This is a genomic window from Kribbella sp. NPDC051587, from assembly GCF_044453945.1.
In the GTDB taxonomy this organism is placed as follows: domain Bacteria; phylum Actinomycetota; class Actinomycetes; order Propionibacteriales; family Kribbellaceae; genus Kribbella.
Window position 1 is genome coordinate 240,747 of record NZ_JBITDE010000004.1, and the last position, 12,601, is coordinate 253,347.

Genomic DNA, 12,601 nt, shown 5'->3' on the forward strand with positions numbered 1-12,601 from the left:
TTCCATCGGCCCGCCCCGGCCACCACCATCACCGACAACTGCCGGAGCTCACCTCGTGACCATCCCCAGCCCCACCTCCGTGACCCTCGGCGAGGGCGCCTTCACCCTCGCCCCCGACACGTCCATCACCATCGGATCGCCCGAGCTCGTTCCCCTCGCCGCACTCTTCACCACCGAGGTCGGTCTCGACACGAATCTCCCGCACGTGTTCTCAGCCGATGGGACCGGGACGGCCGCAGGTGGGGTTCGGGTGACATTCGGATCGGAGGGACTGAACGGCGTACCGGGTGTTGCTGGGGTTCGGGCTGATGGAGCGTCGGTCGATGAGCGGTACGGCGTGGAGGTGAGTGCGGACGGCATCCGGGTCTGGGGTGCAACCGCAGAAGGCGTGTACCGCGGGCTCACCACGCTGCGGCAGCTGATCGCCGTCCATGGGGATGAGATTCCGTGCCAGCGGATCATCGACGGGCCGCGGTTCGCGTGGCGGGGGTTGTCGTTCGATGTGGTCCGCACGTTCCATCCGCCGGAGACGGTACGGCGGGTGATCGACATGTGCGCGCTGTACAAACTCAACGTCCTCCACCTGCACCTCACCGATGACCAGGGCTGGCGGTTCGAGGTACACAACCGGCCGGAGTTGGTGAAGTTCGGGTCGCTCGGTGCGGTGGCTGATCGACCGGGCGGTCACTACACGCCGTTGGAGCTGGCCGAGCTCAACCGGTACGCCGAGGAACGGTTCGTCACGCTGGTCCCGGAGATCGACTTTCCCGGTCACACCGGCGCGGTCTCGCTCGCCTTCCCCGAGCTCACCAGTGAACTCCCGAGCATCCCGCTCCCGAACGGTGACAAGCTCCAGTTCCATTCACTCGACCCGGCGGACCCCGAGGTCTGGACGTTCGTCGAGGACGTCATGGATGCGGTCATTCCGCAGTTCCCGCGCAGCGCCTATCTGCACATCGGTGGTGACGAGGCCTGGGGCATGTCCGACGAGGCACACGCCGCGTTTGTACGACGGGCCGCGGAGCTCGTGCGGGAACGCGGCAAGCAGGTGGTCGGGTGGCAAGAGATCGCCCGTGCCGACGTGGATCCGGCGGACCTCACGCAGTACTGGCTCGACGTCCAGGACATCGACGCGATCTCCGAGCGTCCCGAGGTCCCCGCGTTCCTGATCGAACACCTCGGCAAGGCGCGCCACGACGTACCGAAGGCTCTGGAGCGCGGCTGCAAGTTGCTCATCTCCGCCACCACCTACCTGTACTTCGACCGCCCCCACGCCGCCCCGTCCGCCGACCCAGCCCAAGAGGAGACCCGGGCGCGCGTCGGCCTGCGTGCCTATCCGCCGGCCACGCTCCAAGACGGCATCGACTGGGATCCAGTCACCAATACCCCCGGCGTCACCAGCGACGACCAGGTCGCCGGCGTCGAGGCCGCGGTCTGGTGCGAGACCGTCACGAGTCGCGACGACCTCGAGTTCCTGCTCCTCCCCCGCCTCCCCGGCGCCGCCGAAAAAGCCTGGTCCCACACCACCCCCACCGACTGGCCGGTGTATGCCGCCGCCCTAGCGGCGCAGGCCCCCACCTGGCGGCATCGCGGCTGGACCTGGTTCCAGTCCTCCGAAGTCGCTTGGGATGTACAGAAGGACTGGTAGTAGGCATCTACGTATACCCGACCGCACGCCTGAGCCACGTCCCGGCGACGGCGATCCAGCCGCCCACTACCCGTTCTTCTGTACACAAAGAGGGGCGGACCGCAGCGGTCCGCCCCTCTCCGAGCACCGTCAGCAGGTAGCGGTCGGGGCTGCCCAGTCGGCGCGGTCGTTGTAGCCGCCGTCACCGGCGTCGCCGACCACGAGGTCGAGGACGCGGACGTTGGCGAGGTCGACGTCGAACGGCTTCGGCGTGAAGCGGTCCACGGTGCCGCTGTCGAACAGCACCTTGCCGTCACCGACAACCTGGAAGGTCGACGTACCGCCATCAGGGCCGACGTTCCCAACCACATCGTCGATCCCGACGGTGCCGGTCAGCCGCGAGCACGACTTGCCGAGGTAGTAGCGAACCAGCGACGGCGAGGCGACGCCGATTCCGGTCGGGTACGTCGTACCGGTCAGCTTGATCGGGTTCCCACCGCCGACGCTCTCGTCGATCGTCGGCGTCATCCACCCGCTGGTCGCAGTGATCCAGTCGTGGTGCGACAGCGGCACGGTTCCCTTCGGCGGTACCGGAGCAACGATCACTGGTGACAGCACGGTCGTCTGCTTCTGCACGCCGTACCCGATGGCGTCGTACGACGTCGCCGCCGTCAAGCTCGCCGTACCTGGCGCGGCGTTGGCGGGGAGCTTCACCGTGAACAGGAAGTTCGCCTGCTTGCCCCCAGCAATCAACACCGGAGCCTTCGACAACGACTTCACCGTCCAGCCGGTACCGCCGGCAACCGTCGCGACCGGCTTCAGGACCGGGAGGAGCCCGTCGTTGCGGACGTTCACCTGCACGGTCAGTTCGTCGCCACCGGCAACGACCGGCGCTGCACCCTCAGGCTGGGCATCCGTGCCGACCTTGGTGACCTGCGGGATCCCGGCGGTCACGTGCGATACGCCTGGCAAGCCGACGCTCGGCGAGACGCGGAAGAGCGCCGTACCGTGCGCCGGTACCGCCGCGCTGATCGTGCCCGCGCTCTCGGTCACCTTGTTCGTCCACGCGTTCTTCAGCGTGAACCGTGCACCGTTCAGACCAACAGCCTTGGCAGTCGTGGTCAGAGTCTTAGCGCTGTCGCCACGGTTGAGCAGCACAACAGCCCGGCTGCCATCCGCAAGCCGCTTGACCCACGTCTCCGTCGTACCAGCAGCACCAACCCGAACCGCCTGCACAGCAGCCTTGTCCTGGTTGATCGCCAGTACGTCGGGATCGGTCAGCATCGACACCGTGGTCGCACTCAGCTTCCGCACGTCGCTGCCTACCACGAGCGGCGCAGCAGCGACCGCCCACAGCGTGAGCTGCGACCGGAACTCCTCGTCCGACATCCCCAGCTCCGGAGCCAGATAGTCCGGGTCGCTGAACGCGCCCGGCTTCACGACCTCCGGGTGCCGCGCGTTCGCGTCATAGTTGCGCAGCACGTCCTTGAACTTGATGTCGCCCTGGAACCCGACATCCGTGTAGGTCCGCCACGACTGCGCGATCCCCGGCGCGTACGTCCACGAGTTGATCGACTGCTGCGACTCGGGGTAGTTGCCCCAGTCCGGCGAGGTCACCGGGTTGCAGAGGTTGAAGATCATCGGCCGGTGGCTGGCGTTGTTCCGCAGTGCCTGCGCGAACTCGGTGAAGACCGTCTTCGGGTCGAGGTTCGCCGCGATCCCGCACAGGTAGTCGACCTTGACCGCGTCGAAGCCCCACGCCGCGAACTGGTCGGCATCGCGCTGGTAGTACCCGCCGCTGCCCAGCCCGCACTTGCCCGGGATGTAGGGCCCGGCGTCGGTGTAGATACCGGCCTTGAGTCCCTTGCTGTGGATGTAGTCGACCACCGGCTTCAGCCCGTCCGGGAACTTCGCCGGGTTGGCCACCAGGTCACCCGCCGCACTCCGCGACTGGTCGGCCTGCCAACCGCCATCCAGCCAGACGACGTCGTACCCGGCCTTGGCCAGCCCGCGGCTGACCAAGGAGTCCGCAACGGACTTGATCGTGTCCGCGGTGAAGTCGCCACCGAGACCGTAATAGGTGTTCCAGCCCATGTATGGCGTCGGGCTGAGCACCGGGGCTGTGGCCTGAGCCGCCACAGCCGCGGTCGTCGTGGTGGTCGCGAACGCGCCGGCCACCAGGGCCGCCGCGATCACCCCACCCAGGAATCGCCTCATGTTTTCCCCTTACTGAAGAGCACTGCCGTTGAGCGGAACGGGTCAGTCGATCGCTTCGACGACCAAGCAGAGCGAGTCGGTCGCGCCGTCGAACGTGACGCCGACCTGCAGCAGGTAGCTGCCCGGGAGGATCTCGTTCCCCACCCGGTAGTTCTTCGCCGGATCGAGCCCGGCCAGCGGGACCCGTCGCGGCCGTGTCGGCAGCGTGCCGCGCACATTGCTGTCGCCGGTCTCCCACAGGAACACCACGGATCGCGTCGCGCCGACGTACTGGACGCCGTACTCCAATCCGTAGACCTTGCCGTCGACAACCAGATCGCGAATGTCCTTGTACTGCTCGATATTCCGGGCAGCGGTCTTCAACTGGTCGTCGGTCCACCGCGAAAGGTCGGCGCCGATCCCCAGTACGCCGGCCATCGCGACATGGAAGCGGAAGTCGAGTGAGCGCTCCCGCCCGTCATGGGTGCCCTCGGCATCGGTCACCCACGAGCTCATCAGATGCGGCGCGAACCCGGTCCGGAACCCCTGCTGAATCCTGAGCCGATCCAGCGGAGCCGTATTGTCACTCGGCCACAACGTGTCCACGCGGGCCGCCATCCCCAGGTCGACGCGTGCACCGCCACCCGCACATCCCTCGACGATCACGTCCGGGTGCTCGGACCGCAGCCGGTCGAGTACGGCGTACAGGTTGGCCACGACACGACCGTCGAGATCACGGCGCTGATCTCCACTGTCGAGCCGCGGCCGGTTCGCGTCCCACTTGAGGTAGGAGATGTCGTACGTCGACAGCAGCCGATCGAGCGTGGTCCAGACGAACTCGGCGACATCCTCCCGGCTGAGATCCAGCAGCAGTTGGTTACGCACCAGCACCGGATCGCGGCCGGGCGTGCGCAGAATCCACTCCGGATGCTCAACCGCGAGACGCGACCGTGGGTTCACCGACTCCGGCTCCACCCACAAGCCGAAGTCGAGCCCGAGCTCTTTCAGTTGTCCGATGAACCCGTCGAGGCCTTGTGGGAACTTGGCCTGGTCCACGTCCCAGTCGCCCAGCCCGCCGGCGTCGTCCACGCGTCCGGTGAACCATCCGTCGTCGACCACGAAGGTCTCGACGCCGATCCCGGCGGCTCTCTGCGCCAACTCCAGTTGATGTTCGGCCCGGATGTCGAACTCGGTCGCGAACCACGAGTTGTACAGGACCTTCGGCGTACGGCGTCGCGACCGTGCTCGCTCGTAGTCGTGGAACACCCGCGCGAGCCCGTCAGCGCCTTCCGCACTACAAGCCCCAACCGCCTTGGGCGAAGTCCACGTCTCTCCGGGCTGCAACTGCAGTCCCTGACTGGACGAGACCCGACCGGCCTGAATCCGCACGGTCCCCGTGGTGTCCGCGTCCGCGGTCATCTCCCACGAACCGCTCCAAGCCAGCTGTACGCCGTACCCACCAACAGCGAGGAACGGCGAGTACGAATGCCCAGTGATCCCCTGCGCACTGTTGACGGTGAACCGCCCCCGGTCCAACGTGACCGACGACTGCTGGAACTCGCTGTTCCACTCACCCCACAAATACCTGACCGTGTTCCCACTCGGGACGGTGAATCCCGCTGAGTCGTGCCGGTGCAACGTGAGCGCGTCACTCCCGTCATTGCTGATAACCACCCACCGCTCTACCGCATCGCCCTCGATACGGTAGTGAAGCGAGAGCCGCAGACCCCGCACCGCGTCGGCGAACACCAGCTCAAGGCCCGCCGCCCCAACAGCGCCGCGGGCTCCGTCAGTCGCGAGGTGGGCATCTTCGATCGCGGAGCTGAGCAAAGTGGTCTCTGTCCCCAACCACAACGCTCCCGGGCTCGACCAGGGAACTCCAGCGGCCTCCGTCACGGTCGCTTCCACGAACACGGGGCGCAGCTCGTCGATCCCGTCGGGGCCGCTCACCACCAGGTCCACCGGGGCGGCGTACCGGACACCGCGGACGGCGTACTCGAGGGGCTCCACGTCGGCGCGCGGGAGGAAGTGTTCCGTGCCGACCGGCGCGACCACCGATGGCCCGTCGGCGACCGCATGTGGGCCCCAGGCAACGAGCTGAGCCCATTCGCCATGCGAAGGAACTCCGACGACGTACGAGGTGGTTGCTCCGCGCAACGTCCAGGTCTTCACTTGACGGCTCCGATCGCCAATCCACCGACGAAGTGCTTCTGGAACCGCAGGAACACCGCCACCGTCGGTACGGCGGCGATCACGGTGCCGGCAGCAATGACGTTCCACGATGACACGAACAACCCCTGCAGACCCAGCAACGCGGGCGTCACCGGCATCTTCTCGCCGGAGCGAATCACCGTGATCGACCACAGCAGATCATTGAAGATCCAGGTGAACGACAGCGCGCCGAGCGCCGCCATCGCCGGCCGGGTCAACGGCAGGATCACGCTCGCGTAGATCTTCCCCGGGCCGGCTCCGTCGATCGTCGCGGCCTCCTGGATCTCGCGCGGCAGATCCCGCATGAACCCGTGCAGCACGAACGTGTAGAACCCGAGCCCGAATCCCACATGGACGGCGATCAACGCGATCAGCGTGTCGTAGTACCCGATCAACTCGACGAACCGGGAGATCGGGATCAGCAGGATCTGCGGCGGCAGCAGGTTGCCCATCAACATCAGCAGCAGCACCGTCCGCCGGAACGGGATGTTGTACCGCGCCAACCCGTACGCCGCGATCGACGCCAGCCCGAGACTCAGCAGCACCGCCGGAATCGTCACCAGCAGACTGTTGATCAGGGCCCGGAACTCGTCCGCGTCTTCCCAGGCCTGCTTGTACGTCGAGAACGTGAACGAGTGCGGCAGCGACCCGAGCCCGTTCGCGGCGACATCGTCGAAGCTCCGGAACGAGATCACGATCACCCACAGGATCGGCGCGATCCACAGGAACGAGACCAACCCCATCGACAGGTGGTAGCCCGCCGTCCTCAGCCGGTTCACGATTCCTCCTTGAAGGCGCGGATCAGGTAGCCGAGGATCACGGCCAGCGCGAGAATGAAGATCACCACGGCGATCGCGGACGCATAGCCGAGCTGCGTGGACTGGAAGGCAGTCGAGTACATGTAGGTACTCAGCAACTCGGACGAATGGTACGGACCGCCCTTCGTCATCGACCAGACGATGTCGAACGATCTCAGCGAGTCGATCACGATCACCGACAGCACCACCGAGTTAACGCCCTTCAGTTGCGGGATCGTCACGTACAGCGTCCGCTGCCAAGCCGATGCACCATCGACCTTCGCGGCCTCGTACAGCGCCGGGTCGACCGCCTTCAGACCGGCGAGATACAGCACCATCACATAGCCGATCTGCCGCCACAACGCCGGCAGGATCACGGCGTACAGGGCGGTATCGGGATCAGCCAGCCACGGCCGGATGAAGTCGCCGAGACCGACCCCGCGCAGGACCGAGTCGACCAGTCCGTCCGGCTGGTAGAACACCCGCCAGATCAGTGCCGTGACGACCAGCGAGAACACGACGGGCGTGAACAGAGCGGCTCGATAGATCCCGACGCCCCGCCGTTCGCGCTGCAACAGCAACGCCATCCCGAACCCGCCGATGACGCTCAGCCCGCCGAACAGCACCAGCCAGATCGCGGTGTTCTTCAGTGCCGTCCGGAAGATCGGGTCGGACACCATGTCCTTGAAGTTGCCGAAGCCAACAAACGTCGGCGCCGACAACCCGTCCCAGTGCGTCAGCGCCAGCCAGAACCCTTGCAACGCCGGCCAGAACACCCACACCGCTTCGATCACGAACGGCACGAACACGAACACCAGGATGAGCGGCGAAACCTTCCACGGCTTCTTCGTACGGCGATCCCCACCGCCGCCGGCCCGGTGCGCAGGCCGGTCGGAGGTGGTCACCGCTTCCGTCATCGTCACGCTTTGAAGACCTTTTCGGCTGCGGCCTGCCAGTCCTTGAGGATCTTGTCGATCTGGTCCGGCTTGTCGAGGAACTTGGTCAGCGCGGCGTCGGCGGTCGGCTGCAGTGCGTCGCTCGAGTCACGGTTGAAGAACTGGGTGAGCTCGGCGGCGCTCTCGATCATCGCCTTGCCCTTCTTCACCAGCGGGGTGTCGGCGGACTTACCGTCCGGGTTGGCCGGGATCGCCGTACCGGAGGAGCTCTGGACGTAGATCTCCTGCGCCTCGGCCGTCGCCAGCCAGGTCATGAACTTCTTCACGCCCTCGGGGTCCTTGGCCTTCTTCGAGGCGAAGTAGCCGTCGGTCGGCGCTTCTTCGGCGACCGGTACGGCGGGATCGATGATCGGGAACTGGAAGAAGTCGATGTCGTCCAGGGCGTCCTTCGGCGCGGAGTCGGCGAAGAAGGTGCCGATCAGGAACATCCCGGTCTTGCCGCCGAGCAGCGCGGAGGTCGCCTCCTGGAAGGGGAACGACTTGCCCTTCGGATCGAAGTACGGCAGCGCCTCCTGCCACTTGGTGAAGACCGCCTTCACCTTCGGGTCGTCGAAGCGGCCGCGGCCGGCCAGCAGGTCGCGGTGGAACGGCGCGCCGTTGATCCGGATGTTCAGGTAGTCGAACCAGGCCGAGGCCACCCACGGGGTGTCGCCGAGGCCGATGCCGATCGGCGGAACGCCCTTGCTCTGAATGGTTTTGCAGACCGCGAGGAACTCGTCCCAGGTCTTCGGCGGGGTGACGCCCCACTTGGCGAAGTTCGACTTGCGGTAGAACATGCCCCACCAGTAGTAGCTGGTCGGCACGAAGATCTTCTCGCCGGAGCTGCTCGTCGACAGCGTCTGCATCGCCTTCGGATAGTTGCCCAGGCCCTCCCATACGCTCGACACATCGAGCAGCAGGCCCTTCTTCGCATACGAGTCCGCGACCGAACCGGCGTACCAGGTGTAGACGTCCGGCGGGTTCGCACTGGTCAGGTACGTCGGGAGCTGGGTGCGGTAGATCTCGGACGCAACGGTGTTGAGCTTGACCTGGGCTCCACCGGTCTTGTTGTACGCGGCAACGAGTTTCTCCATCGCACCCTTGGCCTGCTCGGCCGACAGGTTGGACTGCAGCGAGAGCTCACCAGTTGCCCCGCTGCTCGCACCGCCGCTCCCCGGACTCGGCGCGTTGGTCGCGCATCCGGGCACCAGAGCGGCCGCGCCGAGCAGCCCGAGTCCCTTGAGGAAAGTACGTCGATCTGCTGCCAGACCCGTCATGCCTGAACTCCTGAGATCTGCTCGACCAGCGTGCCAGTCGAGGGAGTGGTGTGTTGCCGACGATCTTGCGGCGAGCGACCACGAGTGTCAATATTAATTCGTAAATTACGAGCAAATCGCTTGACGTGATCAGTCGATCACGGTCAACTGGTGCCTCGTTCATCGTTGGAACGTGCCTGTCCGCGTGCTTGGGTGGGGACGGGCTTGTGGAGGAGGCGCGCGTGCGGCTGGCTGGGCGGGTGATCGTGGTGACCGGGGCCGCGTCGGGAATCGGCGCGGCGGCTGCCGAGCGCGCCCTGAGCGAGGGCGCCAAGGTGGTGCAGGTGGACATCCACCCGTCGCGCGAGGTGCCGGGCAAGGCGCTCAGCGTGGTCGGCGACGTGACGTCGGCCGACACCTGGGCGGAGGTCGTGTCACGTGGCCGCGACGAGCTCGGACCGATCGACGGGTTCGTCAGCAACGCCTACATCTCCGACGTCCGGCCGGCCCACGAGATGACGCCGGCCTCCTGGCAGCGCCAGCTCGACGTGAACCTGACCGCCGCGTTCCTCGGCTTCCGCAGCCTGTACGACGACTTGGCCGCGCGCGACGGATCCGTCGTACTGGTGTCGTCGGTGCACGCGTTGGCCGGGATCCCGGGGCATGCTGCTTATGCGGCGAGCAAGGGAGCATTGGTGGCGCTGGCTCGGCAACTGGGTGTCGAGTACGGCGGTTCGATCCGGGTGAACTCGGTGTTGCCGGGGCCGATCAAGACCGCCGCATGGGATCGGTACGGGCCTGAGGATCTGGAGCGGAGCGCCAAGGCAACCGCTGCGGGCCGACTCGGGCAGCCGGACGAAGTAGCGCAGGTGGTGGCATTCCTGCTGTCGGCGGAGGCGTCGTACGTCACCGCGACGAGCATTGTGGTCGACGGCGGCTGGTCGGCCGTCAAGGATTCGGCATGAGGGAGAGCGCAGTGGCGGGGATTCAGCGGGGACTGCACGGGCAGATCGTGGAGGTGATGGCGCAGCGCATCCTGTCGGGGACGATTCCGGAGGGCGCGACCATCAACGTGCCCGATCTGCAGGCCGACCTGGGGGTCAGCCTGACGGCGGTCCGCGAGGCGCTGAAGGTCCTGACGGCCAAGGGCTTGGTCGATGCGCGGCAGAAGCGCGGCACGTTCGTGCGCCCGCGAACGGACTGGAACCTGCTCGACCCGGACATGATCCGCTGGCACTTCAGCGACTCCGATGTGCGGCCCGAACTGCTCGAGGAGCTGCACGAGGTCCGCGGCATCGTGGAGCCCGCGGCCGCGCGACTGGCCGCCGTACGGGCCAAGGACGCGCACCTGGAGGCGCTGGACATCGCGATGGCAGCGATGGAGTCGGCCACCGACGACCACGCCGCCGTGGCCGCGGACCTCGCCTTCCACCGAGCGTTGCTCGCGGCAACGGGTAACGAACTGCTGACCAAGATGGAAGTGATCATGGAGACCGGCCTGGCCGATCGAGACCGCCTTGTGCACAAGGTGAAACCGTCCGACGACCCGGTACCGAGCCACCGCCGCGTGCTGGAAGCGATCCGTTCGCACGACCCGGTGGCCGCCGAGCAGGCCATGCGTGAGTTGCTGGCCAAGGCCGCCGAGGACCTGCACGAGGTGCGTGGCCAATGAAGATCGAACGCATCGAGACGTTCCTGGTTCCGCCGCGCTGGCTGTTCTGCCGGATCGAGACCAGCGACGGTGTCGTCGGCTGGGGCGAGCCGGTGGTCGAGGGCCGCGCGGAGGTCGTGCGGACAGCGATCGACGTACTGTCGGAGTACCTGATCGGCCAAGACCCGCTGCAGATCGAGCGGCACTGGCAGATCCTCACCAAGGGCGGCTTCTACCGCGGCGGCCCGGTGCTGTCCTCCGCGGTCGCCGGGCTGGACCACGCGCTGTGGGACATCGCCGGCAAGGTGTACGGCGCTCCTGTGTCGTCGCTGCTCGGTGGTCGGGTCCGCGACCGGGCGCGCGTCTATGCCTGGGTCGGCGGTGATGAGCCTGCCGCTGTGGCCGACCAGGTCGCCGAACAAGTCGCAGCCGGGATGACAGCCGTGAAGATGAACGGCAGCGGCCGCATCTCGCCCTCACCTTCCGTTGCCGAGATCAACGACATCGTCGCGCGACTCGCGGCCGCCCGCTCCGCCCTCGGCGACGACCGAGACGTCGCCATCGACCTGCACGGCCGCGTCGGCGTCGCCGGCGCCCGCCGCATCCTGCACGCCGTCGAAGACCTGCAACCGATGTTCGTCGAAGAGCCAGTCCTGCCGGAGCACATGCTCCACCTGGCCGACGTAGTCAGCAGCTCCACCGTCCCAGTCGCCCTGGGCGAGCGCCTCTACAACCGCTCCGAGTTCGTCGCACCCCTCAACGCCGGCATCGCCGTCGTCCAGCCCGACGTCTCCCACGCCGGCGGCATCTCCGAACTCCGCCGCATCGCCTCCCTCGCCGACACCCACGGCGCCATGCTCGCCCCCCACTGCCCCCTAGGCCCCATCTCCCTAGCGGCCAGTCTCCAAGTCTCGTTCGCCACCCCCAACTTTCTCATCCAAGAACAGTCCCGAGGCATCCACTACAACGTCTCCAGCGACCTGACCTCCTACGTCGTAGACCCCACCCCCTTCACCTGGGTCAACGGTCACGCCGAATACAACCCCCTCCCCGGCCTAGGCATCACCGTCGACGAATCCGCAGTCCGCGAAGCCGACAAACTCGGCCACACCTGGCGCAACCCCGTCTGGACCCAAGAAGACGGCACCTTCGCCGAATGGTGAGGATTGATGCAGCCGACGGCGGTCGGTGGACTTCGCTGCGGCTGGCCGGGCGGGAGTGGTTGTGGGGTGGGCCGGGGTTGGTCGACGGGCCTCGGGCCGGGCACACCGCGTTCACGGACGCGGGTGGATTGGACGAGTGCTTCCCGACCGTCCGCGGTACGCCGGATCACGGTGGATTGTGGAACCAGCCTTGGAGTGATTCGGTTGCCTATGACAACACCAAGCTGACCCGCACGTTCACCACGGGCCGCGACACCGTCACGGTGGACTATCACCTGAGCGCACCGGCCGGCTACCGATTCATCTGGGCAGCTCACGCCTTGCTGGACTGTGCCGTCGGCGCCACCATCTCCGCCGAGCCGAGTGAGTGCCGCCTCTACCCTGAAGCCGCGCCACTGCTAGACACCTGGCCAACTGATGCGCCGTGGGTCGCCACCACCTGGCCGGCCCTCGGCCTCGACACCTACGGACCATCAGACGGTACGGCGGTTGGTGCGGTCCTCGTCGACTGTCCACGAGCGACCGTGCGTGATCGCGACACCGAGCTCACGATGATCCTGAGTTGCCCAGGGCAACCAGTCTCCACCGCGCTCTGGCGTAACCTGGCCGGCTTTCCGGACGGAACGCCGTACCGGAGTCTCGGCGTCGAGCCCATGCTCGGCCGCGTCTTCGACCTGGCCGAAGCAGGCCCGGGCGACGCGGCCGTCGTACCGGCGAGTGGTGAACTGGCCTGGCGGCTGACCCTCTCCGCCAGGCCAGTGTGAT

The 12,601-nt window shown here is 66.8% G+C and carries 10 protein-coding genes; 5 read left to right on the top strand and 5 right to left on the bottom strand.

Annotation, left to right across the window (positions count from 1 at the left end; genetic code table 11):
- Window positions 1–55: 55 nt before the first annotated feature.
- A complete protein-coding gene (locus ACIA49_RS16800; protein ID WP_396378064.1) occupies window positions 56–1,648 on the top strand; it encodes a family 20 glycosylhydrolase in 1,593 nt (530 codons plus the stop codon).
- A 129-nt stretch (window positions 1,649–1,777) separates the two neighbouring features.
- Here ACIA49_RS16800 and ACIA49_RS16805 read toward each other — a convergent pair whose 3' ends face one another.
- The 5 genes from ACIA49_RS16805 to ACIA49_RS16825 are packed head-to-tail and all read right to left on the bottom strand — an operon-like array spanning window position 1,778 to window position 9,043.
- Entirely contained in the window at window positions 1,778–3,844 is a 2,067-nt protein-coding gene (locus tag ACIA49_RS16805; protein ID WP_396378065.1) for an NPCBM/NEW2 domain-containing protein, read from the bottom strand.
- A gap of 42 nt (window positions 3,845–3,886) precedes the next feature.
- Window positions 3,887–5,995: an alpha-galactosidase gene (locus ACIA49_RS16810; RefSeq protein WP_396378066.1), complete on the bottom strand. Its 2,109-nt coding sequence runs from the start codon at window positions 5,993–5,995 to the stop codon at window positions 3,887–3,889.
- Complete coding sequence (locus ACIA49_RS16815) at window positions 5,992–6,813, bottom strand: carbohydrate ABC transporter permease (RefSeq protein ID WP_396378067.1); 822 nt, start codon at window positions 6,811–6,813, stop codon at window positions 5,992–5,994. Before ACIA49_RS16815 ends, ACIA49_RS16810 begins: the two co-directional genes overlap by 4 nt.
- On the bottom strand, window positions 6,810–7,748 hold the full coding sequence (locus ACIA49_RS16820) for a carbohydrate ABC transporter permease (RefSeq protein WP_396378554.1): 939 nt from the start codon (window positions 7,746–7,748) through the stop codon (window positions 6,810–6,812). Before ACIA49_RS16820 ends, ACIA49_RS16815 begins: the two co-directional genes overlap by 4 nt.
- 2 nt (window positions 7,749–7,750) lie before the next feature.
- Window positions 7,751–9,043 carry an ABC transporter substrate-binding protein gene (locus tag ACIA49_RS16825; protein WP_396378068.1) on the bottom strand — a complete coding sequence of 431 codons (1,293 nt, stop codon included), beginning with the start codon at window positions 9,041–9,043 and terminating at the stop codon, window positions 7,751–7,753.
- A gap of 206 nt (window positions 9,044–9,249) precedes the next feature.
- Here ACIA49_RS16825 and ACIA49_RS16830 point away from each other — a divergent pair, with 206 nt between their 5' ends.
- Genes ACIA49_RS16830 through ACIA49_RS16845 form a run of 4 tightly spaced genes read left to right on the top strand, consistent with a single transcriptional unit; the run spans window position 9,250 to window position 12,600 of the window.
- Complete coding sequence (locus ACIA49_RS16830; RefSeq protein ID WP_396378069.1) at window positions 9,250–9,987, top strand: SDR family NAD(P)-dependent oxidoreductase; 738 nt, start codon at window positions 9,250–9,252, stop codon at window positions 9,985–9,987.
- The gene (locus tag ACIA49_RS16835) at window positions 9,984–10,694 is read left to right on the top strand and encodes a FadR/GntR family transcriptional regulator (RefSeq protein ID WP_396378070.1); all 711 of its coding nucleotides are present in this window, start codon (window positions 9,984–9,986) and stop codon (window positions 10,692–10,694) included. The genes ACIA49_RS16830 and ACIA49_RS16835 overlap by 4 nt, the downstream gene beginning before the upstream one ends.
- On the top strand, window positions 10,691–11,836 hold the full coding sequence (gene dgoD, locus ACIA49_RS16840; RefSeq protein ID WP_396378071.1) for a galactonate dehydratase: 1,146 nt from the start codon (window positions 10,691–10,693) through the stop codon (window positions 11,834–11,836). The genes ACIA49_RS16835 and dgoD overlap by 4 nt, the downstream gene beginning before the upstream one ends.
- Entirely contained in the window at window positions 11,830–12,600 is a 771-nt protein-coding gene (locus ACIA49_RS16845; RefSeq protein ID WP_396378072.1) for a hypothetical protein, read from the top strand. The genes dgoD and ACIA49_RS16845 overlap by 7 nt, the downstream gene beginning before the upstream one ends.
- Window position 12,601: the final 1 nt, after the last annotated feature.